This window comes from Kineosporia corallincola (assembly GCF_018499875.1).
In the GTDB taxonomy this organism is placed as follows: Bacteria; Actinomycetota; Actinomycetes; order Actinomycetales; family Kineosporiaceae; genus Kineosporia; species Kineosporia corallincola.
On sequence record NZ_JAHBAY010000011.1, the window covers coordinates 91,784 to 118,240 of the forward strand.

The 26,457-nt window shown below is 72.4% G+C and carries 24 protein-coding genes; 15 read left to right on the top strand and 9 right to left on the bottom strand.

Annotated elements, in window-relative coordinates:
- Nucleotides 1-205 precede the first annotated feature (205 nt).
- Entirely contained in the window at nt 206-1,417 is a 1,212-nt protein-coding gene (locus KIH74_RS24600; RefSeq protein WP_214158506.1) for an NsdA family TPR-like regulatory protein, read from the top strand.
- Complete coding sequence (locus KIH74_RS24605; RefSeq protein WP_214158507.1) at nt 1,414-2,151, top strand: RibD family protein; 738 nt, start codon at nt 1,414-1,416, stop codon at nt 2,149-2,151. Before KIH74_RS24600 ends, KIH74_RS24605 begins: the two co-directional genes overlap by 4 nt.
- Before the next feature lies 1 nt (nt 2,152).
- Here KIH74_RS24605 and KIH74_RS24610 read toward each other — a convergent pair whose 3' ends face one another.
- The 6 genes from KIH74_RS24610 to KIH74_RS24635 form a co-directional block, all read right to left on the bottom strand.
- Entirely contained in the window at nt 2,153-2,548 is a 396-nt protein-coding gene (locus tag KIH74_RS24610) for a hypothetical protein (protein WP_214158508.1), read from the bottom strand.
- Nucleotides 2,545-3,303 carry a glycosyltransferase family 2 protein gene (locus tag KIH74_RS24615; protein WP_214158509.1) on the bottom strand — a complete coding sequence of 253 codons (759 nt, stop codon included), beginning with the start codon at nt 3,301-3,303 and terminating at the stop codon, nt 2,545-2,547. Before KIH74_RS24615 ends, KIH74_RS24610 begins: the two co-directional genes overlap by 4 nt.
- The gene (locus KIH74_RS24620) at nt 3,300-3,857 is read right to left on the bottom strand and encodes a class I SAM-dependent methyltransferase (protein ID WP_214158510.1); all 558 of its coding nucleotides are present in this window, start codon (nt 3,855-3,857) and stop codon (nt 3,300-3,302) included. The genes KIH74_RS24615 and KIH74_RS24620 overlap by 4 nt, the downstream gene beginning before the upstream one ends.
- Before the next feature lie 4 nt (nt 3,858-3,861).
- The gene (locus tag KIH74_RS24625) at nt 3,862-4,629 is read right to left on the bottom strand and encodes a PIG-L deacetylase family protein (RefSeq protein WP_214158511.1); all 768 of its coding nucleotides are present in this window, start codon (nt 4,627-4,629) and stop codon (nt 3,862-3,864) included.
- On the bottom strand, nt 4,626-5,714 hold the full coding sequence (locus KIH74_RS24630) for an acyl-CoA dehydrogenase family protein (RefSeq protein ID WP_214158512.1): 1,089 nt from the start codon (nt 5,712-5,714) through the stop codon (nt 4,626-4,628). Before KIH74_RS24630 ends, KIH74_RS24625 begins: the two co-directional genes overlap by 4 nt.
- Before the next feature lie 128 nt (nt 5,715-5,842).
- Entirely contained in the window at nt 5,843-6,223 is a 381-nt protein-coding gene (locus KIH74_RS24635) for a hypothetical protein (RefSeq protein ID WP_214158514.1), read from the bottom strand.
- A gap of 722 nt (nt 6,224-6,945) precedes the next feature.
- On the opposite strand from KIH74_RS24635, the gene KIH74_RS24640 reads away from it, so the two are divergent.
- From KIH74_RS24640 to KIH74_RS24675, 8 genes are all read left to right on the top strand, one after another.
- Nucleotides 6,946-8,325, top strand: coding sequence for an NsdA family TPR-like regulatory protein (locus tag KIH74_RS24640; RefSeq protein WP_214158516.1), 1,380 nt, complete (start codon nt 6,946-6,948; stop codon nt 8,323-8,325).
- 65 nt (nt 8,326-8,390) lie between these two features.
- Entirely contained in the window at nt 8,391-9,368 is a 978-nt protein-coding gene (locus tag KIH74_RS24645) for a phosphotransferase family protein (protein ID WP_214158518.1), read from the top strand.
- 10 nt (nt 9,369-9,378) lie between these two features.
- Nucleotides 9,379-10,299, top strand: a complete 921-nt coding sequence (locus KIH74_RS24650) for a hypothetical protein (RefSeq protein WP_214158520.1) — start codon at nt 9,379-9,381, stop codon at nt 10,297-10,299.
- Nucleotides 10,269-10,496: a hypothetical protein gene (locus KIH74_RS24655; RefSeq protein WP_214158522.1), complete on the top strand. Its 228-nt coding sequence runs from the start codon at nt 10,269-10,271 to the stop codon at nt 10,494-10,496. The genes KIH74_RS24650 and KIH74_RS24655 overlap by 31 nt, the downstream gene beginning before the upstream one ends.
- Before the next feature lie 72 nt (nt 10,497-10,568).
- A complete protein-coding gene (locus KIH74_RS24660; RefSeq protein ID WP_214158523.1) occupies nt 10,569-11,732 on the top strand; it encodes an ATP-binding protein in 1,164 nt (387 codons plus the stop codon).
- Between the two features lie 56 nt (nt 11,733-11,788).
- Nucleotides 11,789-15,208 carry a DUF5682 family protein gene (locus KIH74_RS24665; RefSeq protein ID WP_281431432.1) on the top strand — a complete coding sequence of 1,140 codons (3,420 nt, stop codon included), beginning with the start codon at nt 11,789-11,791 and terminating at the stop codon, nt 15,206-15,208.
- Entirely contained in the window at nt 15,205-17,013 is a 1,809-nt protein-coding gene (locus KIH74_RS24670) for a hypothetical protein (RefSeq protein ID WP_214158526.1), read from the top strand. The genes KIH74_RS24665 and KIH74_RS24670 overlap by 4 nt, the downstream gene beginning before the upstream one ends.
- A 454-nt stretch (nt 17,014-17,467) precedes the next feature.
- Nucleotides 17,468-17,875 (top strand): SPOR domain-containing protein, encoded by a 408-nt coding sequence (locus tag KIH74_RS24675; protein WP_214158528.1) that lies wholly within the window; start codon nt 17,468-17,470, stop codon nt 17,873-17,875.
- Here the strand turns inward: KIH74_RS24675 and KIH74_RS24680 are convergent.
- Nucleotides 17,846-18,499: a TetR/AcrR family transcriptional regulator gene (locus KIH74_RS24680; protein WP_214158530.1), complete on the bottom strand. Its 654-nt coding sequence runs from the start codon at nt 18,497-18,499 to the stop codon at nt 17,846-17,848. The two genes, KIH74_RS24675 and KIH74_RS24680, sit on opposite strands and share 30 nt — an antisense overlap.
- A 189-nt stretch (nt 18,500-18,688) precedes the next feature.
- Here KIH74_RS24680 and KIH74_RS24685 point away from each other — a divergent pair, with 189 nt between their 5' ends.
- Complete coding sequence (locus tag KIH74_RS24685) at nt 18,689-20,191, top strand: MFS transporter (protein ID WP_214158531.1); 1,503 nt, start codon at nt 18,689-18,691, stop codon at nt 20,189-20,191.
- Nucleotides 20,192-20,270: 79 nt separating this feature from the next.
- Entirely contained in the window at nt 20,271-21,422 is a 1,152-nt protein-coding gene (locus tag KIH74_RS24690) for a GTPase family protein (RefSeq protein ID WP_214158533.1), read from the top strand.
- Between the two features lie 60 nt (nt 21,423-21,482).
- On the opposite strand, the gene KIH74_RS24695 is transcribed toward KIH74_RS24690, so the two are convergent.
- Entirely contained in the window at nt 21,483-22,079 is a 597-nt protein-coding gene (locus tag KIH74_RS24695) for a PH domain-containing protein (RefSeq protein WP_214158536.1), read from the bottom strand.
- A 189-nt stretch (nt 22,080-22,268) separates the two neighbouring features.
- On the opposite strand from KIH74_RS24695, the gene KIH74_RS24700 reads away from it, so the two are divergent.
- The 3 genes from KIH74_RS24700 (at nt 22,269) to KIH74_RS24710 (ending at nt 25,156) form a co-directional block, all read left to right on the top strand.
- Nucleotides 22,269-23,675: an FAD-binding oxidoreductase gene (locus tag KIH74_RS24700; RefSeq protein ID WP_372492125.1), complete on the top strand. Its 1,407-nt coding sequence runs from the start codon at nt 22,269-22,271 to the stop codon at nt 23,673-23,675.
- 62 nt (nt 23,676-23,737) lie between these two features.
- Nucleotides 23,738-24,508, top strand: a complete 771-nt coding sequence (locus KIH74_RS24705) for an SDR family NAD(P)-dependent oxidoreductase (RefSeq protein WP_214158538.1) — start codon at nt 23,738-23,740, stop codon at nt 24,506-24,508.
- 90 nt (nt 24,509-24,598) lie between these two features.
- Nucleotides 24,599-25,156 (top strand): GAF domain-containing protein, encoded by a 558-nt coding sequence (locus KIH74_RS24710; RefSeq protein WP_214158539.1) that lies wholly within the window; start codon nt 24,599-24,601, stop codon nt 25,154-25,156.
- Between the two features lie 234 nt (nt 25,157-25,390).
- Here KIH74_RS24710 and KIH74_RS24715 read toward each other — a convergent pair whose 3' ends face one another.
- Nucleotides 25,391-26,449: a hypothetical protein gene (locus KIH74_RS24715; protein ID WP_214158540.1), complete on the bottom strand. Its 1,059-nt coding sequence runs from the start codon at nt 26,447-26,449 to the stop codon at nt 25,391-25,393.
- Nucleotides 26,450-26,457: the final 8 nt, after the last annotated feature.

Consider the following 26,457-nt stretch of genomic DNA (forward strand, 5'->3'; position numbering starts at 1 on the left):
GGTGATGCACGCCACAGCAGGTCAGGGCGGGGTGCTGGGCCGGTCCTCTCGTCGTCCCCAAATGTGCCCCTATGTAACCGTCAGTTGCGAGCCGTGACTGATATGGCAACGGCAATGCAATGGCCCTTCGGAAACGCTCAAACCCGACTTAACCTGATTCGGGATTTCGGGAATCGAGGTCCGAGCGGGGTAGAGGAGCGGCGTAGTGATCGCGGTCGAGCGTTGGACAGGGAGGGAGACCCGGGCTCTGCGCCGGGCCCTGCGGATGACGGTCATCGGCTTCGCCGACCACCTGGGCGTCGCGGTCCGGACGGTGAGCAACTGGGAGGCGCGGGGTGCGGACATCGAGCCGCTGCCGGAGATGCAGGCGGCGCTCGACACCGCGCTGAGCCGGGCCAGCCGGGAGTCCGTGCACCGCTTCCAGTCGTTTCTCGGCACCGGCGAGACGGTCGAGTTCGACCCGATGCCGCCGCTGGAGGGGCGTCGTGGCGGGGTGCGGCCCTCGCTGCCGGTGAGTGCCCAGGTGATCGACGAGCTGACCACCCTGCGGGCCTCGCTGGTGCGTTCCGACTCGATGCTGGGGCCGGGCCGGCTGATCGCGACGGTGGGGGAGCAGGTGTCGAACGTGCAGGACATGCTGGGGTCCGCTCGGGGGGACCTCAGACACCGCGTGTTCGACCTCGCCACCCTCTACGCCGAGTTCCAGGGCTGGCTGTTCGAGGACGCCGGGCAGTCCGCGCGCAGCGCCGTCTGGACCGGGCGCTCCGTCGAATGGGCCCAGGCCAGCGAGAACACCGACCTGGCCGCCTACACGCTGATGCGCCGGGCGCAGCAGGCGGCGGCCTCGCAGGAGTCGTCGCTGGCGGTCGGGCTGGGGGAGGCGGCCGAGCGCCGGGCCGGCTCGGCCCCGCGGATCCGGGCGGCGGCGGCGCAGCAGCGCGCGGCCGGGCTGGCGATCGAGGGCGACTCCTCGGGCGCTCTCAAGGCGATGGACGACGCGCTGGAGCTGGTGCAGGACGACCCGGGGCCGCAGGCCGGCGACCCGTGGTCGCTGGCCGAGTGGTGCACCGCCGACTACGTGGCCGCCCAGCGGGCGAACGTGCTGATCACGCTCGGCAAGGCGCAGGAGGCGGTGGACTCCTACGACAGCGCGCTCACCGAGTGGCCGCAGGAGTACCGGCGCGAGCGCGGCCTGCACATGGCCCGCAAGTCCAAGGCACTGGCCATGCTGCGGCGCATCGACGAGGCGGTGGACGTGGGCAGCCAGGCGCTGGAGATCGCCGTGGACACCGGTTCGCGGCGTACGCTCGACGAGCTCCAGGCGATGACCGACGTGGCCGCCGACCAGGACATCGCCGACCGCCGGGTGATCGAGTTCGGTGAGTCGCTGGTCGGGGTCGTGCAGGTGACGCCGTGACCACGTTGCTGGGGGACGCGGTCGGGGAGCTCGTCGGCCGCGACGAGTGGGCGGCCGTGAACGCGCTCGGCCGGCCCTTCGTGGTGTACAAGTTCGCCGCCACGCTGGACGGCCGGATCGCCGCCGCCGACGGCACCAGCCAGTGGATCACCAGTGCGGCCAGCCGGGCCGAGGTGCACCTGCTGCGGGCCGGCTGTGACGCCACGGTGATCGGGTCGGGCACCCAGCGGGCGGACGACCCGAACCTGGCGGTGCGGGGTGACGACGACCCGCGGCTCGATCTGTCGGCGGTGGCGGCGAAGGGGCAGCCGTACCGGGTGGTGGTCGACACCGATGCCCGGACCCCTTCCGGTGCCAGGGTTCTCGACGGATCGGCGCCGACCGTGATCGCGGTGGCTCCGGATGCCCGGGCCGATCATCTGTCGGCGGCCGAGGTGATCCGGATTCCTCGTTCTGATCACGGTCTTTCGGTGCCGGTGCTGCTGGAGTCGCTGTATGCCAAGGGGGTTCGCGGAGTGTTTCTGGAAGGCGGCCCCACGCTGGCCGGCTCGTTCATCGCGGCCCGGCTGGTGGACCGGGTGATCAACTACGTGGCCCCGGCGCTGCTGGGGGCGGGCAAGAGCGGTCTGCTCGACGCCGGGATCGGCACGATGGCCGACATCCTGCGCCTGGAGCTGCTCGACATCGCCCGTTCCGGGCCGGACCTGCGCCTGGTGGCCCGGCCGGCCCTCTGACTCACCCTGCGGTGCAATCGCTCTCGCGGGTCCCGCCGGCCAGCTCGGATCCGTTCTCGCTGAGCACCGCGACCCGGGTGACGTGCGGCGCGGCCGCGTAGGCCCGCTCGCCGGCCGCTTCGCAGACCAGCAGGCCCAGGCCGGGTTCGTCGTCGGCCAGGGTGGTGGCGACCGACACCCGGGCGCAGTCGTCGAGCACCTCGACCCGCGTCACCCGGGGGTCGTTCAGCGAGGCGGCCAGGTCGTCACCGGTGACGCAGGCCGTGGCCTGCCGGGGGCCGGACTCCGAGGCCTGTTGCGGACCGGACTCCGAGGCCGGTTGCGCGTCGGACTCCGAGGTCGTGCAGGCGGTCAGGAGGAGTGCCAGTGCGGCGATCGGGGTCGCGAGAGGCCTCATGGGGGCGAGCGTAGTGCCTGCCTCGGAACCAGGTGCCCGGTCGGCGTTCTCGGCGCTGCACCGGTGATGCGGCCGAGCAGTGCCCCGAGACCGCCGGGCGCGCGGGCGACGGTGCGGCCGCTGGTGTCGACCAGGATCTCCGGGGCGCCGACCACCGTGTGCCCGTGCCGGCGCAGTCGGGCCAGCAGAGCGGCGTCCTCACCGGGCACCTGGTCCGGCCAGCCGCCGACGTCGAGGTAGGCGTCGGCGCGCACGGCCAGGTTGGCGGCGTAGACGTGGTCGTGGCTGTCGCCGTGCAGGCCGGCCCGCACGATCTGCGCATACACCGGGTCACGCTCCCAGCCCTCCACCCGCACCATCCCGGTCACCGCGGCCGTGCCGGGCACCGCCCGGCGCCGGTAGCGGGCGAACCAGTCCGGCGGCACCCGGCTGTCGGCGTCGGTGGACAGCAACCAGGTCTGGCCGAACGGCACGCCGTAGGCCGCCAGCAGACACAGGCCGGCCATCGCCCCGGTCGAGCGGGCGGTGGCGACAGTCCCCTGCCCGAGCCGCACCACGACACCCTCGGCCAGTCCCTCGAGCTTCGAGAGTTCTTCGCGGGCCATCGCTTCGGTGGCATCCGTGCAGCGGTGGGCGACCACGACGACGACCACCGGGATCGGGGTGCCGGCGGTGGCGGTCCGCACCGCCGCCAGGCAGGGGCCGATCGTCCCGGCCTCGTCGTTGGCCGGGATCACGACGGCGGCCGCCCTCACGGCCGGCGCAGCACGTCGAGCACGAATTCCTCGTCCTGATGCGTGATCAGGTGCCGCCAGCCGGGCTGCGCCCGCACCCAGGCGTGGGTCTCGTCGCCGGACAGGTGGGTGTCTTCGGACGACGAACGCCAGTGGACGACGATCAGGTCGCCGCCGCTGCCCAGCACGTCCCAGGCCTGGCGCAGTACCTGGTCGCGCTCGGAAGGGCCGAGGTAGTAGAGGATCTCGGAGAGCACGACGAGGTCGGCGCCGGACAGGCCGGGGTCGGCCGGCAGCCGCCGCACCCCGAACTCCACGTTCGGCGGGGCCGGGGCCTCGCGGGCCGCGGCGATCGCGGTCGGGCTGAGGTCGGAGGCGACCACCCGGTCGGCCCGGGTGGCCAGCAGCCGGGTCAGCACCCCGATCGAGCAGGCGGGTTCCCAGGCCAGGCGGTACCTCTCGCGCGGGAGGCAGGCCGTGGTGATCGCGTACTTGCGTTGCTCGTACCAGGATCCGCGGTAGTTCCAGGGGTCGATGTCGTCTTGGTAACGCTGGTCGAAATCGGTCTCTCGCACGGCTCTACGGGGTCCTCGGGAGGAAGAACGGCTCCAGGCCGTCGGCGAACAGCTCCAGCACGTGGTCGGGCAGCACCGGACCGAAACCCGCGAAGGGCGAGTGCAACTGGCTGACGTGCGCCTCGATCGCGCGGCGCTTGGCCTGGCGCTCGGCGGCGGTCAGGCAGACCACGGTGAGCTCGGCGCCGTCGACCAGCGGGTCGTCGGGGCGGATCGAGTGCCGCATCCAGATCGGGTACTGCCACAGCTCCAGCCCGGCCCGGCCGGCGGCCAGCCGGGCGGCGCGGCCGACGGCCTGGTGATCGGGATGCGGGTCGTCGGGCCACGGGGCGAGCACCAGGCCGTCGGCCGGCAGCACGGACAGCAGCCGGTCGGGCAGTTCCGTCTCGTGCTCGGTGGCCTGCCCGTCCGGGACGTCGAGGAACACCGGCTGGGCGCCCTGGTGACAGAGCTGCCGGATGGCCGCCCAGGTCTCCTTGCGGCGGGTGCGCACCAGGTCACGCGTCCGGTCCGGGCCGACGCCCGGATAGCCGGCGCCGCCGTCGGTCACGATCACCACGGTCGGGACGCAGCCGGCGGCGGAGAGCCGGTGCAGCAGGCCGCCCGCGCCCAGCGACTCGTCGTCCGGGTGCGGGGCGATCACGGTGACCGGGCGGCCGGCGGCGATCGGCAGCAGCCGGGGTGCCGGGGCGGCCTCCAGCCGGGGCCGCCACAGGCTCGGCGGCAGGCCCCGGGCGGTCACCTCGCGCGGGGCCTGCATCTGGTCGGTCACCGGAACCCCCGTCCGAGCAGCGAGCCGGTCTCCAGCAGCCGGGCACCGACCTGCTCGTAGTCGGCCTCGGCGTGGTGCTGACGCACGTAGACCTCGAGATCGGCCAGCCGGTGCGCGATCTCGCCGTTGCGGGCAAGACCGTTGGGGCCGGTCACCCGGGGCGCCCGGGCGAGCACCTCGAGCACCGCCAGTTCCACGGCCGAGCGGGCGGCGGTCATGTCGGCCGGGTCGAGCCCGGCGCCGGCGGTCCCGGCCAGCCGGGCGAGCAGCGCGTCGGCCGAGCTGATCGCCACCGCCATGGCCCCCAGGTGCGCCAGCTGGTGCGCGCTCGCCCGCTCCGGGGTCGTGGTGTCGAGCAGCGACCGCAGCACACCGTGCGCGCCGCCGAGCCAGACCGCGGCCACCCCGGCCCCGCCGATCGTGAAACCCGGCCGGTCGAGGTAGAACCCGGGGCCCCCGACGACCGCCTCACCGGGCACGGCCAGGGAGTGCACCTCGATGTCGACGCTGCGGCTGGCGTCCATGCCCAGAGCCGGCCAGGTGTCGTCGAGCCGGGTCAGGCCGGGAGCCCGCACATCGACGTCCACCAGCAGTTTGCCCTCGTCGGTGGCGATCACGGTGAGGGCGCGGTCGAGGAACCAGGCACCCGAGCAGAACCGCATGGTGCCGTTCACGTCCCAGCCGGCGGCCGTGCGGGTCGCGGTCAGCCCGGTGCCGCCGGAGGCGGACGCCCACACCCCGTAGACCTGGCCGGGCGCGGGAGAACGCCCGGCCTCGTGCAGGATGCGGACGGCGTCGGCGTGCCCCTCGGCCAGCCGGGCCACGGCGAGGTCGGCGTGGCCCAGGGCGGCGAGAGTGCGCCACAGCGGCGGCAACGGGCCGGTGAGCAGATCGGGACCGAGGTCTGACAGGAGCTGCCGGACAGCGTCGGCCACCTGGTCGTCGGCGTCCGGCGCGGAGCGGTCGACCCGGGGGTGCCGGGTCACCGAGAGCAAGGTCGTCGGCCCGGACGCTTGCGGCGGGAGGGTGCCCTGGGCAGCGGAGTCCGGGCGTGCGGTCAGGGTCGGGTCTGTCAGCACTCCCACGCCATGAATCCTGAACCCCGGCGGCCGATCCGGCCCGTCCAGATGTCCCCCTGGACCACCCGTACGGACGGTCCAGGGGGACCTTCCCCTGATTCCCCTTTTTCCCCTGTGAAGAGGTCTGGAAAAACTCAGATGACGTTGTCGAGGCGCTGCACCACGAAGTCCGGCACCGCGTAGGTGAGGCCGCCGATGACGATGTAGATGCCGTCGGCCTCGCTCTTCCACACCACGTCGTCGACGGGCAGGGGGGTGCCGGGGCGCAGCAGCCAGTCGCGGAAGTCGCCGCGGTCGATGACAGCCCGCTTGCGGGTGCCGTAGGTGATCGTCATCTCCGCCAGGTCGACGTCGACCACCACGGTGCCGACGCGCCAGCCGCGGCCGTTCTTCGCGTCGAAGGTGAGCCGGCCCGTCCAGGCGTCGAGGTTGATGGTCACCGCGTTCTCGCGGGCCGGGCCGTAGGTGACCGACACACCGCCGATGGTGCCCACGCTTCTGCTGACCTCGCTCATGTCCAGACCTCCGTGACCTGTGTATCGGTGCTGCTCACTGCTTGATGTCTCCTCAACTGGCAAAGAGTCACTGGGTGCGCTATCGGTTCAGGCCCCGTTCTCGTTACGGGCTTTCCGGAAGTCGTCCGGACGGCCGCTACCGGGTGGCCCCGGCGTATGAGAGATGAGACCCGGCGTTCCCGGGTGATGCCTGAGAGTCACCGCAGGATTCACCCGAACGATGGCGCCGAGCGGTATCGAAGATGGTCGCGGGTTGCACCCGCGTTGCAATCAGGCCTTCCCGAGTGCACCGCTGAGTGGCAATGTTCCGACCCCGTGGGGCATCCGGGTATTACCCGGACAACACCTGAGATCGCGGCGAGCGGTGCGGGTCGTGCGGATCGGTCGAGCCGGCGCCGGGACGGGTGGAGGGTGTCGGCGGGTGACTGTCACCCGTCCCGGCGCTGCATGAAAATCATGGCTCGCCGCCGGCTCCGGCGTACAGCCGCCGAGGGGAACGGCTCTACCTCCTCGCCCCGCCTACGCGCGGTGGCTTGCCCGGCTAGTCAGCCGGACGAGGCAGCCGGTCATAGCGGGTAATTCCGCTCAATCCGGGCTTATTGCCGCAGTGCCTAGTCGGGCTAGTCGGCTTCACTACATTTCCTCGCGAGACGTTCGCCATTCCGTGACGGATCCCCTACCGTCGGTCAAGACGGGGAAAACGGGGAATCAGGAGTCGAGCGATGAACGTGGAGCCAAGAAGTCCACTGCCCGCTGACGAAGTCTGGGAGCGCCTCGACATGCGTCGCGCGCTCGCCGCCCGGGACCTGGGAACGGTCTTCCGGTTGTTGCAGAAACACGGCACCTCACAGCGCACCATCGCGGCCCTCACCGGGATGTCGTCGTCCGAGGTGTACGAGGTGCTCCGGGGTCGCCGGGTGATGGCGTACGAGGTGCTCTGCCGGGTCGCCGACGGATTCGGCGTGCCGCGCGGCTATCTCGGCCTCGCCTACGACAACGAGACGGCGACCTGGCTGGACCAGAACCTGGTGCCGGCCCAGACCCGTACCGACCACGAGGACGACGTGCGCGGGCACGCGCTGCTGGCCTACGCGGCCGAGGTGACGGTGGGGACAGCCGGCGAACTGTCCTCCGAGTGGGCCACCGTGCCCTCCGCCGCCACGCCGCTGCCCGGCCAGGTCGGCCCGGAAGACGTCGACCAGGCCGAGGCGGTCACGGCCACCCTGCGCAACCTCGACTACCGGTTCGGCGGCGGTGCCTGTCGCGACGCGGTCTCCGCGCACGCGCGCTGGGTGGACAAGCTCTGCGAACTGCCGGCCCGCCCGGCCACCCAGACCCAACTGCGGGTGGCGGCCGCGGACGTCCACAACCTGGCCGGCTGGACCGCTTTCGACGTGGGCCTCTACACCGTGGCCGGGCGGCACCTGGCCCTGGCGCTGGACTTCGCCCGGCAGGCCAACGTGCCCTCGCTGACCGCGAACGTGCTCTACCGGGCCGGCCGGGTCTACCTGCACCGCAAGCGGGTGAGCGAGGCGCTGCGGTTCTTCCAGCTCGGCCAGCTGGCCGCCCAGGACTCCGGCTCGCGCCGCACGGTGGCCATGCTGTGCGCCAACATCGCCTGGACCTACGCCGAGATGGGCGACGAGGCACAGGCCATCACCCATCTGAACCGCGCCTCCGACGAGTTCTCCCGCGCCGACGGCGCCGACAGCGAGCCCTGGGTGCAGTTCTTCCACGAGCTCGACGTGATGGCGCTCGACGGCATGACGCAGCTGGCTCTGGCGTCGAACAACGATGTCTACGCGGTGCCGGCCCGGCAGGCGCTGGAGGCCAGCGTGGCCCAGCGCGACCAGGGCATGGCCCGCAGCCTGGCCTTCGAGCAGGGGGCCCTGGCCACCGCCTGCCTGCTCACCCGCGACAGCGAGGCCGCCCTGGAGTTCGGCGAGCAGGCCCTCGACCAGGCACACCGGCTGCGCTCGCGGCGGGTCACCGAGCGGCTGAAGCCGCTGCGCGATCTGGCCGTCGCCTGCCAGGACCTGGGGCCCGGCGGCGACGCCGTGCGTGACCTGGGCCGGCGGATCGAGCAGGTCTCCGTCTCGTGAACCCCGCGGAGACCAGTCCGGGGCTGATGCGCCCAGCGCTGGATCCGGCCGAGATCACTGCGACGGTGACTGCTGCCTGCCGGATCCTGGACCTCGACCCCCGGGGTCACACCGTGCTCAAGTTCACGAACAACGCCGTGCTGCGGCTGCCCCACGCCGGGGTGGTGCTGCGGATCGCCGGATCGGCGGCGGTGGGCGAGCGGGCCCGGCGGGTGGTGCACGTCGCCCGCCTGCTGGAGAGGCACGGGGTGCCCGCCGTGCGGCTGGCCCAGCCCGACGACCAGCCGATGATGGTGCGCGGACACGAGGTCACGGTCTGGTACGACGTGCGGCCGGTGCGCGATCCGCTGCCGGAAGACCTCGCCGACCTGCTGAGGGCGGTGCACGCGGTGCCGGTGCCCGCACCGGCCGCTCCGGTGGTGCCCGCCCGGCGGGGCCGCAGCCGCCGCCGGCCGTCGGTGCCGGGGCAGGTCACCGGTCCGGTGCCGGTGCAGGCCGGCTCGTCGGCCCCGGTGTCGCTGGTGCGCTGGGAACCGGTCTCCGGCATTCGCCGGCGGATCGCCTCGGCCGGTCCGCTGCCGCCCGAGGACCTGGCCTTCCTGCGCGCCGAGAGCGACGCGGTGGCGCTGGAGGTGGCGGCCCTGCGCGAGCTGGAACCGCTGCTGCCGGCCGGGCTGATCCACGGCGACTCGTTCCTCGGCAACGTCATCGTGGGTGAGAACGGGCCGGTGCTGTGCGATTTCGACTCCACCTGCTGGGGGCCGCGGGAGTGGGACCTGACCCCGATCGCGGTCGGGGCGCTGCGGTTCGACTACGGCGGCGACCTGGCTGCCCGGTTCGCCGCGAGTTACCAGCAGGACGTGCTGTCCTGGCCGGGATTCGGCACTCTGCGCCGGTTGCGGGAGCTCCAGCTGGTCACCAGCGTGCTGCCGGTGCTGGCGGCCAATCCGGGCCTGCGGCCGCAGTGGCGCTTTCGCGTCGACAGCCTGCGTCGCGGTGACGGGCAGGCCCGCTGGAGCACCTACGGTCAGGTCGCCGTGTGAGGTCACCTGCTTGAGGACGACGATCCGCTCCGGTGCCCGGCGCCGGGGCGGATCGGCGTTCACCCGGGTGCGTCGCGGCACCTGGTCCGGTGCGCGTGAACCGGTCTCCGTGCTGCGTGGTCTGGTCGCCCCGGAGTCCGCACCGTGGCTGACCAGCGATCTGCAATACCGCATCGACGAGGGAAAGCTGGTGCCCGGAGCGGGTTCCGGGTTCCAGCCGCAGCATCTGGCCGACACGGTGATCGGCCTGTACTGGCTGGCCTACCACCTGCCGCCCGGCGATCCGGCCCGGACGCAGCTGCCCGTGGCCTACGACCTGCTCCGGCAGCGGCTCGCGAATCCGGCTCTGCTGTTGCCGCTTCTGCAAGCCGGCGAGCTGGACGGTCTGCGGCAGGTCTACGGGCTGCCGACGGTGCCGTCCGGGCCGAACCAGCCGGTCGAGGTGCTGCCGCTGGGTGATGCCGGATACCTGGTCAGCGGGCGCTACGGCGCGCAGGTCTACGCCCATCCGGCGGCGCTCGACACCACCGGTGCGCCGCTGCTCGCCCTGGCGCACACCGCTCCCGGTCACCTCGCCGCGGCACTCCTGGAGGCCCGAAGCGGCAGCCTGGCCCGGCTGATCGAGGAGATCCGCGCGGAGGCCGGGGCCGGTTCGCCGGGCCGGCCCCACAACCCGCTGGTCAGCGTGCCCGGCCTGGTGGCCGAGGTGGAGCAGCGGCACGGCCTCGAGCCAGGCCGGCGGCGCAGCTCTATCTCCAGCTGCTGGCGCTGCCCGATCCCACCGACCGCAACGTCCGGCTCTGGAACGGCTGGAGCGCCCGCACGCTCGGGGCGTCCCGCGACGCCCTGCTGGCCGCCGGGCTGGTCACCGGCGGGCGCCGCGCCCGGGCCGGGCGGTCGGTGTTCCTGCCGTCGGCCTGGCTCGAGGTGAAGGCCCCCGGGCTACCGGTGGAGGCATGGAAGACCGGCCTGCTCGGGCTGCATCCCGACGGGTCGTCGCCGCTCGACCTCACGGTCCCGGTGCGTTCGGTGCGGGAGCTGTACACCCGCGCCTGGAAACGGGTGCTGAACGACGACGGCCCGCGGATGGAGACGCTCGACACGTCGCGCACCGGGCGGCGCCGGTGACGGGCCGCGGGCCGGGCATGGTGGGGTGCAGTACGACGGACCACGAACGATGAGCGCGGTGGGAGCAGGGCGATGACGCAGACGACGACCCCGGACGGGGCGGCCCGGCAGGCCGAGCCGCCGGAAGACCGGTACGCCGCCGAGCTGGCGTTCCTGGCCGCCCACGACGGCGGCGCCCGGCCGCCGGGCTGGCGGCTGACGCCGCGGGCCGTGGTCACGTTCGTGGTGGGCAGCGGGTCCCCGCTGTCGCTGCCGGACGGGCCGGTGCCGGAGGGGGTGCCCCGGCGGATGACGATCTCGGAGAAGTTCGTCGGGGAGCGGGCTTTGGTGGAGCGCTGCGTGGTCACCCTCGCCGGTGAACGTGGACTGCTGCTCGTCGGTGAGCCCGGTACCGCCAAATCGATGCTGTCCGAACTGCTCTCGGCCGCGGTCTGCGGCACCAGCGGACTGGTGGTGCAGGGCACCGCTGGCACCACCGAGGACCAGCTGCGCTACGGCTGGAACTACGCGGCCCTGCTGGCCCAGGGGCCGAGCCGGTCGGCGCTGGTGCCGTCGCCGGTGATGAGCGCGATGTCGGCCGGCGCGGTGGCCCGGGTCGAAGAGGTCACACGCTGCCTGCCCGAGGTGCAGGACGCGCTGGTCAGCATCCTGTCCGACCGGCGGATCGCGGTGCCGGAACTGTCCGGCGCCGACTCCGCCGTGCACGCGGTGCCCGGGTTCTGCCTGATCGCCACGGCCAACCTGCGCGACCGCGGCGTCTCGGAGATGTCGGCCGCGCTCAAGCGCCGGTTCAACTTCGAGCAGGTGCACCCGATCGCCGACATCGACCTGGAGACCGCCCTGGTGCGGCGCCAGGCCTCGGCCGTGCTGGAACGGGTGCGGGCACCGTTCACGATCGACGACTCGGTGCTGGAGGTGCTGGTCACCGCCTTCCGCGACCTGCGCACCGGCAACACGGTGGAGGGCTGGGAGGTGGAGCGGCCGTCCACCGTGATGAGCACGGCCGAGGCGGTCTCGGTCGCCGCCGCGCTCGGGCTGGCGGCGGCGTACTTCCCCGGCGACCGCGACGTGCTGTCGCTGCTGCCCGGCCATCTGCTCGGCGTGGTGCGCAAGGACGACCCGGCCGACGCGGCCCGGCTGCTGGGCTACTGGGACGGCGCGGTGCGCCGCCGGGCCGAGCGCGGCGGGCGGCTGTGGCGCCAGGTGTGGGAACTGCGCGACCGGCTCGAGGCCTAGACGTGGCCGCCCGGCGCACCGCACGACTGCCCGACCCACGGGCGGCGGTCGACGGAATGGTCCGTGCCCAGCCGTATCTCATCGGGGTGCGGCACCACTCGCCCGCGCTGTCCGTGGTGATCCCGGCGCTGCTCGACGAACTGCGCCCGCAGGCCCTGCTGATCGAGATGCCGCCGCAGTTCGCCTCCTGGATGCCCTGGCTCGGGCATCCACGCACGATGGCGCCGGTCGCGCTGGCCGGGTCGGGCGAGCCGCTGCCGTTCTACCCGTTCGCGGACTTCTCCCCGGAACTGGTGGCGATCCGGTGGGCGGTGCTGCACGACGTCGAGATCGTGCCGTGCGACCTGCCGTTGGGCGACCAGGGTTGGGGCGACGACGACATTGATGCTGACGGCGACCGGGTCGCTGACGACGACCGCGCTCACCACGGCGGGGCGGGCGTGCGGGTCGCCGCCCAGCCGTTCTCCCGGGCGCTGCGGCGTTCCCAGACCGGGCGGGACGGCGACGACCTGTGGGACCGCACGGTCGAGGCCCCGGCCCCCGGCTCCACGCCGGAGCAGGTGCGCCGGGCCGCGCTGGCGGTGGGGTGGGCGATGCGGGCCGACGAGTGCGTGTCCGGCCGCCCGGCCGCGGTCGACCTGCGCCGGGAGGCGCAGATGCGCGCGGTGGTCGCCGACCGTCTCGGCCGTCATCCGGAGCAGCGGATCGCCTTGTTGGTCGGGGCCTTTCACGCCCCGGCACTGACCGAAGACGTCACGATCGACCCGGCCGCCAGGTACCGCTCGCGCGCGCGGTCCGGGCCGCGCCCGGTGAAAGAGGTCACCACCAGCCTGATTCCGTACGCCGACCCACTGCTCGACAGCCGCTCCGGATACCCCGCGGGCATCCGCGACCCGCGCTGGCAGTCCGAGACGGTGCGGGCCGGTGGAGACCCGGCGCGGGTGTCGGCCGCGGCCGCGCGGGTGGCGGTGGAGGTGTGCGCGCGGATCCGGGCCGAGGGACACCCGGCCGGCCCGGGAGAGGGACGCGAAGTGGTCCGGCTGACCGACGATCTCGCCCGGCTGCGCGGTCTGCCGGCCCCCGGGCGCAGCGAGATCGTCGAGGCGCTGGGTTCCGTGCTGGCCCAGGGCGAGACCTTCGGCCGCGGCCGGGTGGTGGCCCAGGCGATGGAACAGGTGCTGATCGGGGAGCGCCGGGGCCGCCTGGCCCCGGGCACACCCCGCTCCGGTCTCGGCCCGTCGCTGGAGGCCCTGCTGCGCGAGCTGCGGCTGCCGCACCCGGACGCCCCGAAACGCCGCGAGTTGCGGCTCGATCCGCTGCGCAGCGCACTCGACCGCCGCCGCGAGGTCACCCTCCAGCGCACGCAGGCCTGCGGCATCCACTACGCGATCGCCGCGCAGGTGCAGGGTGTCGGGGCGGCGGCCGCCCTCACCACGCACTGGTGGGCGGAGTGGACGCCGTCCGCAGCCGCCCTCACCGAGATCGCCGGGCTGCTCGGGGTGACGCTGGAACAGGCGGCCGAGGGGACGCTGCGCCGTCAGCGGGAGCGGGAGCGGGCCGACGGCGGCGGCACCGCGGGTCAGGTGCTCGACGGGTTGCTCGTCGCGGCCGAGTGCGGCCTGCCCGGGCTGACGGCCGAACGGCTCGACGACGTCTCCCGGGTGCTGCCGGCCACGGCCACCCTGCCCGAGCTGCTCACCGGCCTGGACCTGCTGAGCCGCCTGACACAGCAGACCGTGCCGGGGCTGGCCGACCACCCACTGCCCGCCCTGGCCCTGGTCACCGAGGAACTGCACACCGCGGCGATCCGGCAGGTCGACGGGCTGGCCGGTTCCACCGACCCGGCCGACGCCCGGGCCCTGCTGGCCCTGGTGGTGCGTCACGACCGGGTCGGCACCGGGCTGCGGCTCGACGCCTCGCTGAAAAGGCTCACCGGCGATGGCAGTCCGCTCATGCGGGGGGCCGGCGCGGCGGTGCGGGTGCTGCTCGGGCTCGACGACGCGGCCGAGCTGGGCGACCGGGCGGCGGCCTGGCTCGACCTGGACGACGCGGCCGAGCTGACCGCCCGGCTGTCCGGCCTGCTGATCGTCGCCGGTCCGCTGCTCGAGGCGGGCGGCGACGTGCTCGACCCGCTCCTGGCCCGGCTGGAAGCGCTGCCCGACGCGCTCTTCCTGCGGCGTCTTCCCGCGGTGCGCGGCGGTTTCGACGTGCTCACCCCGGCCGCGCGGGGGCGCCTGCTGACCGCGGTGGAGCAGCGTCTCGAAGACCGCCTCGACCTGGTGCTCACCACCGACCCGGCACTGCTCGGGCGCTGGGCCCAGGCCGACGCCCACGCCCTGGAGGCACTACGGGCGCGGGGTCTGGCCGACGCCGTGACGCTGGCCCCGGCCGACCGCTGGCGACTCGTGCTCGGCCAGAAGCAGGGTGAGCTACCGGGTTCGGCCCGGCGCTACGGGGTGGCGCTCGACGAGTTGTACGGCCTGGGGCGAGGTGAGGGAGCGGGGGCCGACCTGCGCGGTGACGGCCCGGGCGACGGATCGGCCTACCCCGGCGTGCGGGAATGGGCCGAGGAACTGACCCAGCTGTTCGGGGCCACGGTGCGGGAGGAGGTGCTGGCGGCCGCGGCGGCCGGCGGCCGGGTGGACGCGGCGCTGGCCATCGACCCGGCGTCGGCACGTCCTTCGGTGGAGCTGCTGACCAGCGTGCTGTCGCTGGCCGGGGCGCTGCCCGAGCGCACCGTGGCCCGGTTGCGGCCGCTCGTGGCCAAGGTGGTCGCCGACCTCACCCAGGAGCTCTCCCGCACCCTGACCCCGGCGCTCACCGGGCTCACCTCGCCGCGGCCCACGCGCCGCCCCGGTGGCCCGATCGACCTGCATCGCACGATCCGTGCCAACCTGCGCACGGCCCGGATCGGTCCGGACGGCACGCCCACCGTGATCCCCGAGCGCCCGGTGTTCCGGACCAGGGGGAGGCGCAGCACCGACTGGCGCATCATCCTGCTGGTCGACGTGTCCGGGTCGATGGAGGCGAGTACGGTCTGGTCGGCCGTCACCGCCGCCGTGCTGGCCGGCGTCCCCGCCCTGACCACGCACCTGCTGGCGTTCTCCACCGAGGTCATCGACATGACCGGCATGGTCAGCGACCCGTTGTCCCTGCTGCTGGAGGTCTCGGTCGGCGGCGGCACCTCGATCGCCACCGGGCTGGCCGCCGCGCGTCAGCTGGTCACGGTGCCCAGCCGCACGATGGTCGTGGTGGTGAGCGATTTCGAGGAGGGCGGCGCGATCGGCCCCCTGCTCGCCCAGGTCCGGCTGATGGTGGACGCCGGGGTGCACGTGCTCGGCTGCGCGGGCCTCGACGAGACGGGTGCGGCTCGGTACAGCGTGTCGGTGGCCGGGCAACTGGTCGCCGCCGGGATGCCGGTCGCCGCGCTGAGTCCGCTCGAACTGGCCCGCTGGGTGGGGGAGCAGGTGCGATGAACCTGCCCCCGGCCGACCCGCTGCTCGTGGCCCAGACCCTGGAGGCATTGCCCGCCCGTCTGCGTCAACGCCTGGACGCAACGGTTTCCGGCGCGTCCGGCTGGATCCATGCCGACGGCGTGGTCGACGTCGGCGGTGCGCACGTCACCCTGACTCCCGAGAACGGGGCGCTGCGACAGGCCGAGAACGTCCGGTGCGACTGCCTTCTCGCGCCCGCGTGCCTTCACCGCGCCGGGGTGCTGAGCGTCGCACCGGTGGCGGGGAGCGGACCGGACGACGCGCGGGGCGGTGCACCGGGCGGCACGCGAGGCGGTGAACTGGACGGCCAGCCGGGCGACCGGCCGGACGGCGAGTCGGGCGGTAGCGGGGGATCCGAAAAGGTTTTTCCAGCAGCCGATTCCATGATAAGAGACCCATCCGGGGATGTCGCCGAAGACCCCTGGAAACCCGCCGAGAAGGCCGCGGCCCAGGCCCTCTGGCGGGCCGCCGCTCAGGTGCTGGAGGCGGGTCTGGCCGGTGCCGGCGTCGCTGTGCAGGGCCGGCTCCTGGCCGGCGTGCACCAGGCCAGGTTACGTACTCTCCACCGGCTGGCCGCGGCGGCCACCCGGGTGGTGACGGGCATTCGTCAGGCCCGCTCCGACGCCGCCGCGTTCTCCCTGCCGCAGCTGACCGCCGATCTGCTCGAGGTGCTGTCGGTCGCCCACGCCGTGATCAGCGGCACCGGGCGTCCGGAGGAGTGGCGGGGCACGGCTCGCACGGTCTATGCGCCGGTCGGCGGGCTGAGGCTGGCCGGGCTGTGTCTCGAACCGGTGATCAGTTCCGCCGGTTATGCCGGTGCTGTGGTCTGGCTGACCGACGCGGAGGGGCGCCTGTGGTCTGTATCCGACGTGAAACCTGGTGGACCCGAACGAGTTCCGTCGTCGGCTGCGTCGCCGGTGGCGATCGGGGAGACCGGTCTGTCGCACCGCAACCTGTCCCGGGCCGGCCTGATCATGGCCTCCGCCACGGCCAACCCGGACGGCCGTCTCGGCGCCGGCCAGGCGGTGCGGGCGGTGCGGGCGGCAGGGGTGGCCTGGACCGAGCCCCAGTTGCTCGGCCGGTTCGGCCGGATCGGTGGCCACCTGCACGGAAATAACCGGGAGCCGAGGCTTCTCGCGCTCACGGTGTGCGGCAGTGACCGCGACGCCGTGCTGGCCGTCGACCCCGCCGGGGAGGGGGTCAGGCTGGTCGTACCGGGCGGCGGGCACCGGCAGATCCAGCGCGACAACCTGCGGCTGATCGCAGCCCGGCCGGGGCTGCGCATGCTGGCGGTCGCCCGTCCGCTTCCCGGTGAGGAGGGTGGGGCGCATCGTTTCCTCGGTCTGCCCGGCACTCTGGAGCTGATCGCGGTCGGGGGCGGTGACCTACGTCTGCCCGCGGTGATGCAGGGCCGCGTCGATGTCGGGTTCGACCGGCTGTCGGCCCGGTTCCTGCGCCCGTCGGGCCCGGCACCGCAGTTCCCGCAGGCCGCCGAGGTGACCGACCCGCTGGCTGCCTACCGCCGGCGCCTGGAGCGCGTGGTTTCCGGTGGACGCCGCACGCTGTCGGTTCCCGGCGTCCCCCGGCAGGTTCGGTCGGAGGCGGCACTGCTGCGGAGGGAGCAACTGGGCACAGCGGCGATGCTGCTCGAGGCCCTGCTCGACGCGGCGCAGCCGGCGACGCACGACGTGTTCGGCCGTCTGACCGGTGACAGCTCCACCACCCTGGCCCGGGCCTGGCTGACCGCGGGTGCCTACCAGCGCGAACTGCTGTCGGCCCCGTACTGACCGTGAAAACTGAGGCTCATGAGGGTGAAGCGACAGCGAACCCACAGGAAAGGCAGATGACGGAACGGGTTACCCCTAGACTCGCCCCATCGTGACGGAGTTGAAGCACGCCCCCGAGCAGGCGGGCCAGACCGGCCGGGCAGCCGAACTCAGGCCCGAAACGGCCGAGACCGTGCCCGAAACGGCCGAGGCCAGGCCCGAAACGGCCGAGATCAGGCCCGAGGCGGATAAAGCCAGGCCCGAAACGGCCGCAGCCCGGCCCGGGACACGTGAGGCCCGGCCTGAGACACGTGAGGCCCGGCCCGGGACACGTGAGGCCCGGCCTGAGACACGTGAGGCCCGGCCCGAGGCAGGTCAAGCCCGGCCCGAGGCAGGTCAAGCCAGGCCCGAGGCAGGCGCGGCCCAGTCCGGGACGGATGAGCCCCAGGAAGGCGCCCCGGTCTCCCGCTGGTCGTTGCAGGCCCCCGGCATCGACGTGTTCTGGCCGATTCTCGCCACCGTCCTGACCACGTTCGTCATCGTGGTGGCCTCGGTGGCGCACTCGTCGATGGCCGCGGTCGGTGAGGGCAACCCGCGCACCGACTGGACCCCGCTGCCCACCCACTCCGCCGAGCAGCCGTTCGTGGTGGTGCAGGTGGCCAGCCATCCCACCCGGGCCCAGGCCCAGGCCGAGGCGGACAAGCTGCGGCGGTCCGGCCTGGACGCCGGGGTGCTCCGCTCCGACCTGTACGCACCGCTGAACCGCGGCTGGTTCGTGGTCTACGTCGGCCCGTTCGACGACACCGCCCAGGGCCGGGCCCGGGCGCTGAAGATCACCGGGAAGATCGACGACTCACTCGTGCGCACCCTCACCCGGCGCTGACAGCCCGACCGCGGGCAGGATCACCGCGTCGATGATGTGCAGGAACAGCTCGCGCGAGGGCGGCTGCTGCTGGTAGACCGCCCGGAACATGGACAGCGCCGGGCCGAGAGAGGCCAGCAGTGTGACGTCGGCACCCGGCTTGATCTCGCCGCGCTGCACCGCCCGCTCGAACACGAGGCGGTAGGCCTCGGTGCGCGGCTCGATCATGATGCTGTTGATCGAGTCGAGCAGCTCCGGCGCCGACGACAGCATGGACGCCACGCCCAGCATGATCTTCAGATGCCGGCTGCCGTCGGTGACCGCCTTCGGCTTGACCATGGCGATCAGGTCGCCGCGCAGCGTGCCGGTGTCGGGCACCAGCAGGTTGCCGTTCGCGTCGTGGTGCAGGGGCCGCTTCATGCAGCCCACCGCGTCCACCACCAGCTCCGCCTTGGACGGCCAGCGCCGGTACAGCGTGGCCTTACCGGCCTTGGCCCGGGCGGCGACCATGTCGACGGTCATGCCGTCGTATCCGACCTCGGCCAGCACGTCGAGCGCGGCGGCGAGGATCTCCGGGTCACGGGAGTGGTCACGCTTGCGCCCGAGCCGCGCTGGTTCGGCAGTCTTCGCGGTCTCGGTGGTCATGGTGGTGCACCCCAGTTCGTCGTCGGTCGGCGGGCGCGTCGTCGCCCATTGAGGACAACGACGCCCCGGCGCAAATCGTACCCGGGCGGTTCCGGAACGCACAGGTTGTGGAACTTCGGGGTACCGGAACGGAGTATTCCCGAAACTTCTTGGTTTCGGAACTAGAAAGTCTCGTATATGGTTGCCGTCATGTCCCAGACCACAGCCGTGCCGTCCACCGCGACGGCATCCTCAGCCCGCTGGCTGACGCTGACGACGGTCGCGTTCGCCCAGCTGATGGTCGTGCTGGACACGACCGTCGTGAACATCGCACTGCCCTCCGCCCAGGCCGACCTCGGCTTCTCGGACGGCGACCGGCAGTGGATCGTCACCGCGTACTCCCTGACCTTCGGCAGCCTGCTGCTGCTCGGCGGCCGCCTCTCCGACCTCATCGGCCGCCGCCGCACGTTCATCACCGCTCTCATCGGATTCGCCCTGGCCTCCGCCCTCGGCGGTGCCGCGCCCTCGTTCGGCCTGCTGGTCGCGGCCCGCGCCCTCCAGGGCGTGTTCGGCGCGCTGCTCGCCCCCACCGCCCTGGCGGTGCTGGCCACCACGTTCACCGACCCGGTCGAACGCCGCCGGGCCTTCGGCATCTTCGGCGCGATCGCCGGCATGGGCGGCGCCATCGGCCTGCTGCTCGGCGGGGTGCTCACCGAGAATCTCGACTGGCGCTGGAACCTCTACGTCAACTGCTTCATCGCGGTGATCGCCGTGATCGGGGCCCTGTTCTTCCTGCCGCACGTGCACCGTACCGGCCCCCGCCCGAAGCTCGACGTGCCCGGCACCGTGCTGGTCTCGGCCGCGCTGTTCGGCCTGGTCTACGGCTTCTCGCACGCCGAGACCGACGGCTGGGGCAACGGTCTCACCATCGGCCTGCTGATCGCCTCGGTGGTGTTCGGTGCCGCCTTCGTCTGGTGGCAGAGCCGGGCCGAGCACCCGCTGATGCCGCTGTCGATCGTGCTGGACCGCAACCGCTCGGCGTCCTACCTGTCCGTGCTGCTGGCTGGCATCGGGATGTTCGGCATCTTCCTGTTCCTCACCTACTACCTCCAGCTCACGCTCGGCTACACGCCGATCAAGACCGGTCTGGCGTTCCTGCCGATGATCGTGGCCCTGGTGTTCACCGCTCAGATCGGCAGCAACTTCCTGCTGCCGCGCTTCGGCCCGCGCATCATGGTGCCGTCCGGCATGATCTTCGCGGCCGCCGGCGCGTTCTGGCTGACCGCGCTCGACCTGAACAGCTCGTACTGGCCGGGCATCGTGGTCCCGCTGGTGCTGATGGGCATGGGCTTCGGCCAGATGATGCCCGCGGCGATCCAGACCGCCACGCTGAACGTCGACCCGCGTTTCGCCGGTGTGGCCTCCGCCCTGGTGAACACCGGCCAGCAGGTGGGTGGTTCGCTCGGCACCGCGCTGATCAACACGCTCGCCGCCTCGGCCGCCACCTCGTACCTGGCGAGCCACCAGCCGGCCACCGCGCAGGTGCTGGCCGACGCGTCGATCCGCAGCTACTCCACGGCCTACGCCTGGGTCGGCGGGTTCTTCGTGGCCGGCGCGATCCTGGCGGCGCTGATGTACCGGTCCCGCTCCACCACGGTCACGCAGGTCACCACGACCGACGCGACCGACGCCGAGCCGGTGATCATGCACTGACGCGACAACCAGCGGTCCCCGGTCGTCTGACGGCCGGGGACTTCTGCGTGTTCGTCCCCCTGATGGGAGGATGACCGGCATGGCACCCGCACCCCGGGACTGGTTCAGCAAGCAGTTCGGTGACACGTTCGACGAGAAGGCCCGTGAGATCGGCAGGTTCAACCTGGCCATCTTCGGCAAGACCGGCGTGGGCAAGAGCACGCTGGTCAACGCCATCTTCGGCGAGGACGTGGCGGAGACCGGCATCGGCCAGCCGGTGACCCAGGGCAGCCACCTCTACCTGCACGCCGACGGGCACTTCGGCGTTCTCGACACCCGTGGCCTGGAGATCGGCACGGACGACGGGACGATCCTGGCCGAGCTCGAGCAGTACGTGCGGGAGATGCGCCGCAGCGCGCTCGCCGACCAGGTCCACGTGGCCTGGTACTGCGTGCGGGCCGGTGACCGTCGCTTCGAAGACACCGAGGAAGCCTTCATCCGGGGCCTCGACCGACTCGGGTTGTCGGTGCTGCTCGTGCTCACCCAGGTGCCGATGCGCGACGGCCGCTACCACCCTGACGCGATCGCCCTGCGCGACGCCATCGCCGAGCGTGAGCTGCCGCTGGGCGGGCACCCGATCTTCCTGACCAACGCGAAGGCCGATGACTTCGCCGGGCTGGAGGCGCACGGTCTGCAAGAGCTGCTCGATGCCACCTTTCTCGTTGCCCCGGCGGGAGTTCAGGACGCGCTCGTGGCTGCGCAGAAGATCGACATGAAGCGCAAGCGGGCCTCGGCCGAGAAGGCGATCCGGGCGGCGGTCGGTGCGTCCGCTGCGGCCGGTGCCACGCCGATCCCGTTCTCCGACGCCGCCGTGCTGGTCCCGATCCAGCTCACGATGATGGCGACGATCTCGCACATCTACGACGTCGGCGTCGACCGCGCCACCGCCGCCGCGCTGGCCGCCACCGCGGCGGCCACCGCGGGCGGCCGTTCCCTGGTCACCGGGCTGATCAAGTCGGTGCCGGGCGCCGGTTCGCTGATCGGCGGTGGCATCGCGGCCGCGGTCGCCTCCAGCGTCACCTGGGCGGTCGGCCAGGCCTGGACCACGGTCTGCTCGCGCCTGTCGCAGGGCAAGCTGACCGGCGTCTCCGGCGCGCTCGACAGCGACGCGATCCGCGAGCTCTTCCTCGACGAGTTCCGCGGCAACATGCGCAAGAAGCTGCCCGGGGGCTTCAGGTCCCCGTTGAATTAGACGGCGCAGAACGGTGGACGGCGAGGAGCTCCGTCGAAGCTCATCGCCGTCCCAAGTTTTTCAGTTCTTCCGACGCCACCAGGCCTGCTCGGGTTCGGTGATCGGAACCCGCGAGCCGGGCGCGGCCGCCTTCTGCGTCAGCTTGCGCTCCGACGGAGCGAAGATGATCTGCGAGATCTGCTGGTAGTGCAGGTCGGAATCGGGGATGTAGTTGATGGTGCTGAGCGCCTGGTCCTGACCGGCGGACTCCATCACGAACTTGCCGTAGCCGAGGATCTGCCCGGTCACCGAGCGGTCGTACCGCATGTCGGTGACCTTGGACATCGGCATGATGTCGACCTGCCGGGTGACGATGCCGTGCACCAGCATCAGCCGGCGGTCGGTGGCCAGGAACAGTTCGTCGTACCACTCCCAGGCCCGCAGGATCAGGCGGCTGAGCAGCAGCAGCCAGAGCACGGTGAGGATCTTGATCAGCACGCCGTCGGTCTTGCTGCTGACCCAGGCCAGAATGATCAGGCCGAGCACCGACGTGGCCACCGGCTCGGCGAGCACCACCCAGTGCCGCCGGAGCATGAACACGATCTGTTCGCTCGGGATGAGGTAACGGTCCAGTTCCTTGGGAACGCCTGGGCCGAATCGTTCGGAATGCCCCACCATGAGGGCCACTCTAGGCCAGCAGGGCGTGCTTGACACCGTACGACTCGGGAAAGTCACGTCCCGCTATTCCCAGAAGATGACTCCTGGCACTGCAATGACCGCGGAGCGTTTCCTCAGTGCCGTGGTCGAGAATACGGCCGAACCGGGTTCTTATGCTGGACCGGGAACCGCGCACCTCAGGAGGCCGTCATCAGTACCACCACCTCGCCCGCCGGCAAGATCACGGCGCTGGAACGCGCACTGCCCGGGTCGAAACTGATCGTGGACGGCGACGTGCTCGCCTCGCTCAGTCACGACGACGCGGAGTGGGCGCCGGTCGGCCGCCCCCTGGCGGCGCTGCGCGCCACCTCGACCGACGAGGTCAGCCGAGCGGTCGCGGCCTGTGCCGAGCTGGCGGTCCCGGTGGTCAGCCGGGGCGCGGGCACCGGCCTGTCCGGCGGGGCGAACGCCGTCGACGGTTGCCTGGTGCTCGACCTGTCGCAGATGAACCGGGTGCTGGAGATCGACGCGGACAACATGATCTGCGTGGTCCAGCCCGGCGTGGTGAACGACGACCTGAAGGCCGCGGTGGCCGAGCACGGCCTCTGGTACCCGCCGGACCCGGCCAGCGCGCCGTGGTCGACGATCGGCGGCAACGTCAGCACCAACGCCGGTGGCCTGTGCTGCCTGAAGTACGGCGTCACTCGCGACTACGTGCTCGGCATGGAGGTCGTGGTCGGCGGCCCGGCGGGGAAGTACGGCACGGTCACCCGGCTGGGCCGGCGCACCACGAAGGGCGTGGCCGGCTACGACCTGACCGGGCTCTTCGTCGGCTCGGAGGGCACTTTCGGCGTGGTCACCGAGGTCACGCTGCGTCTGCGCCCGGCCCGCCGGGAGGCCCCGCGCACCGTGGTCGGCGCGTTCTCCAGCCTGGTCGCCGCGGGAGCCGCGGTCGCCGCCGTCACCGCGGCCGGTCTGCTGCCGACCGCTCTGGAACTGCTCGACCGGGCCTGCCTGACGGCGGTCGAGGAGTGGAAGCACCTCGGCCTGGAGGCCGACGCCGAGGCGCTGCTGCTGGCCCAGATCGACACCCCGGGTGAGTCCGGTCAGGCCGAGGCCGCCGCGATGGCCGAGGTGTTCGAGAAGGCCGGAGCGATGTGGGCCGCGGTGTCGACCGACGCGCAGGAGGCCGAGGCGCTGTTCGCCGCCCGCCGCCTGGCCTACCCGGCGCTGGAGCGTCTCAGCCCGGTGCTCACCGAGGACGTCTGCGTGCCCCGCTCGAAGGTGCCGGCCATGCTTGCCGCGATCGTCGAGATCGCCGAGCGGCACGGGGTTTCCATCGCCACCATCGCGCACGCCGGTGACGGCAACCTGCACCCGCTGATCCTGGTGCCGGCCGGTGACGACGCCGCGCGGGTGGCCGCCCAGGGCGCGTTCGAGGAGATCCTCTCCGCCGCCATCGGGATGGGCGGCACGGTCAGCGGCGAGCACGGCATCGGTCTGCTCAAGCGCGAAGGGCTGCGCAAGGAACTGTCCCCGCAGGTGCAGGCCATGCAGGTGGCGCTGAAGCAGACCCTCGACCCGCTGAACCTGTTCAACCCCGGCAAGGCGATCTGAACTGCGCATCGCGGGGCGTCGGGCCCTTTCGTGACCTGGGTCACGGGGGTGAGACTGGCGCGATGCGGAGTTTCGTTGTCACCGGTGGCGGTCGGGGTGTCGGGCGGGCGGTCGTCGAGAGGTTGCTGGCCGGTGGCGACGCGGTGGTCGCGGTCGAGCTGGACGCCCGGGCCCTCACCTGGATCGCGGATCATCCGGCCGGTGGACGCGTGGTGGCGGTGCGCGGTGACGCCTCGCTGGAAGACGTGGCCGAGCGGGCGGCCGGCCTCGCCGCCGCGATCGCGCCACTGTCCGGATGGGTCAACAACGCCGCGCTCTTCCGCGACGCCTCGCTCGACACCGAAGACGCGGCAACGCTTCTCGATCTGATCACATCGAACATTGCGGCCGCCGTCACCGGTTGCGCGGTGGCGGTCAAGCACTACCTCACGGTCGGCGACGGCGGTGCGATCGTCAACGTCTCCAGTCATCAGGCCCAGCGGCCGGTGCGGGGCGCGCTGCCCTACGCCACGGCGAAGGCCGCGATCGAGGGACTCACCCGGGCCGCCGCCGTCGACCACGGCCCGGCCGGGATCCGGGTGAACGCGGTGGCGCTCGGGTCGATCGAGACCGAGCGCTACCAGCAGTTCCTGGCCGGCCGCGACGCCGCCGCGGTGGCGGCGGTCGCCGGGCAGATGGCCGAGCTGCATCCGCTGGGCCGGGTCGGGCTGGCCGCCGAGGTCGCCGACGCCGTGGCCTATCTGCTGTCCGACGCCGCCTCGTTCGTCACCGGGGCGGTGCTCCCGGTCGACGGTGGCCGCGCGGTGAGAGGACCGGATCCGGAGGAGAACTGACTGTATGTATTCTCCCGATCACGACTGGTGGTCTAAGATCGCCGCGATCGGTGCATATCGAGCCGGACCACGTCAGGGAGACGACACCGCATGAGCACAGACGTCCCACAGACCAGCGAATCCGCCCTCACCGTGCCGGCCGATCCGCGGCTCGCGGCGGTGCGCAAGTACACCGACCAGCTCGGGGCCCCGGCAGACGGCTCGTTCAACCGGATCGCGGCGATGGCGGCCAAGATCTTCGACACCCCGATCGCGACGGTGAGCATCGTCGACGAGGACCGGGTGTGGTTCGCCGCCACCCAGGGGCTCGACGGGGTGCGTCAGGTCGGCACCGAGCCCGGCCTGTGTGCGTCCGTCGTCCACGCCGACGGGCCCTACGTCGTGCACGACGCCGCGAACGACCCGCGCACGGCGGAACATCCGCTGGTGACGGGCGATCTCGGGCTGCGGTTCTACGCCGCGGCGCCGATCGAGGTGGAGGGGCACGCGCTGGGCACGGTCAACGTGATCGACCAGAAGAGCCGTCCGCAGCTCGACCCGGTGCAGGTGAGTCTGCTCGCCGACCTGGCCGCGACGGTCGCTCAGCTGATGGAGGTGCGGCTGATCGCGCTCACCGCGATGAAGGCCCGTACGGTGATCAAGGTCTGAGTGTTAAGAGGCAGTCAGGCTGCATATATGAAGTCTCCCCATGAATTGACCAGTGCTGTCCAGCGGTATTACATGGTCGCGAGTCCGCGATCACCGGTCGGCAGCGCATTCCGCAGCCTCGGAATATCGCTGTTCCAGCCTGGTTTCGTCGCGGTTCTCCATGGTGCCGGCGGCGTGGCCCGGTGTCCGCGCGACGACCCTGACCGTCGCGTGGGCCCGGTCGCGTCGTCGGCATCATTCGTCGTGATACCCGGCCTCCGAAGCACTTTCACGTTGTGACCGGGTGAGATCCACGATCAGGCCCAGACCTTCGGCCTCCTCCTCGGGGATCCCGCGCCCGAACGCGGTGTCCAGCACCGAAGCCGTCACCTCGTCCGCCTCGGCCCGCTGCCGGCCGAACAGCAGGCTGAGCCCTTCGATGTCCACACCGTCCGGGTCGCCCTGGATCTCGCCGAAGATCCGCGGCAGCACCTCCGGCCCGGTGTAGCGGATCAGCTGGCGCAGGATGGCGATCCGCCAGATGTCCTGGTGCCCGGTGTCGTCGCGCAGCCGGTCGAAGAGGGCGTCGAAAAGCCTGAGCAGGTCGGCGAACCGGTCGGTGTCGAGCTGCTGGCCGCTCTGCCGCGGGGCGAAGGCGACGGCGGTGCCGACGGTGCGGCGCAGATCCTCGTCGGCCATCCGCCGGGCCTGCGGCAGCAGGGCGTGGGCCAGGTCGGCCACCTGGTCACGGGCGGTCTGCTGGGTGGCGCGTGAGCGGGCCAGCTTCGACCGGGTCAGGAGGTCCCGCTCCCCGGTCAGGTCCGGGTCGAGGTAGCCGGACGACGACCACGGCAGCAGGCACCGCATGCACCGTGCCACGCGCAGTTTCGGCCGGCGCTGGGCGTCGTGGGCCAGCAGGTAGAGCAGCAGCCCGAACCCGCTGACCACCGCGAGGGCCGGGGCGTAGGGCAGCCAGCGCAGCGGGGCCGGAACCCCGGTCTCCAGGCCCCAGGTGGAGCTCTGCCACCACAGCACGCCCGAGGCCAGGACGGACAGCCCGGTGAACCAGGCCAGCAGGCCGAGCACGATGATCAGGTAGCCGCGCAGCCCCCGGCGCACGTAGCGGCGCACCAGCTGGTCGCGAGCCAGCCGGGCGCCCGGGTCGAGATCGGGCAGCTGGTAGGGCAGGATCGCCTCGTCGACCACCACCTCGGCCAGGGCCGAGCGCAGGCGCGCGATGCCCAGCGTGCACAGGGCGAGCGCCACCACCGCCCCGCCCAGCACCAGCAGGAGTCCGATGGCGTCGCCACTCATTCCGTCTG

What these genes read in the sequence shown, in the direction of transcription:
- KIH74_RS24705 (WP_214158538.1), top strand. Translation starts at nt 23,738, where the DNA reads ATGCGGAGTTTCGTTGTCACCGGTGGCGGTCGGGGTGTCGGGCGGGCG.
- KIH74_RS24670 (WP_214158526.1), top strand. Translation starts at nt 15,205, where the DNA reads ATGAACCTGCCCCCGGCCGACCCGCTGCTCGTGGCCCAGACCCTGGAG.
- KIH74_RS24680 (WP_214158530.1), bottom strand. Translation starts at nt 18,499, where the DNA reads ATGACCACCGAGACCGCGAAGACTGCCGAACCAGCGCGGCTCGGGCGC.
- KIH74_RS24695 (WP_214158536.1), bottom strand. Translation starts at nt 22,079, where the DNA reads ATGGTGGGGCATTCCGAACGATTCGGCCCAGGCGTTCCCAAGGAACTG.
- KIH74_RS24685 (WP_214158531.1), top strand. Translation starts at nt 18,689, where the DNA reads ATGTCCCAGACCACAGCCGTGCCGTCCACCGCGACGGCATCCTCAGCC.
- KIH74_RS24660 (WP_214158523.1), top strand. Translation starts at nt 10,569, where the DNA reads ATGACGCAGACGACGACCCCGGACGGGGCGGCCCGGCAGGCCGAGCCG.
- KIH74_RS24640 (WP_214158516.1), top strand. Translation starts at nt 6,946, where the DNA reads ATGAACGTGGAGCCAAGAAGTCCACTGCCCGCTGACGAAGTCTGGGAG.
- KIH74_RS24610 (WP_214158508.1), bottom strand. Translation starts at nt 2,548, where the DNA reads ATGAGGCCTCTCGCGACCCCGATCGCCGCACTGGCACTCCTCCTGACC.
- KIH74_RS24635 (WP_214158514.1), bottom strand. Translation starts at nt 6,223, where the DNA reads ATGAGCGAGGTCAGCAGAAGCGTGGGCACCATCGGCGGTGTGTCGGTC.
- KIH74_RS24715 (WP_214158540.1), bottom strand. Translation starts at nt 26,449, where the DNA reads ATGAGTGGCGACGCCATCGGACTCCTGCTGGTGCTGGGCGGGGCGGTG.
- KIH74_RS24690 (WP_214158533.1), top strand. Translation starts at nt 20,271, where the DNA reads ATGGCACCCGCACCCCGGGACTGGTTCAGCAAGCAGTTCGGTGACACG.
- KIH74_RS24710 (WP_214158539.1), top strand. Translation starts at nt 24,599, where the DNA reads ATGAGCACAGACGTCCCACAGACCAGCGAATCCGCCCTCACCGTGCCG.
- KIH74_RS24665 (WP_281431432.1), top strand. Translation starts at nt 11,789, where the DNA reads ATGGTCCGTGCCCAGCCGTATCTCATCGGGGTGCGGCACCACTCGCCC.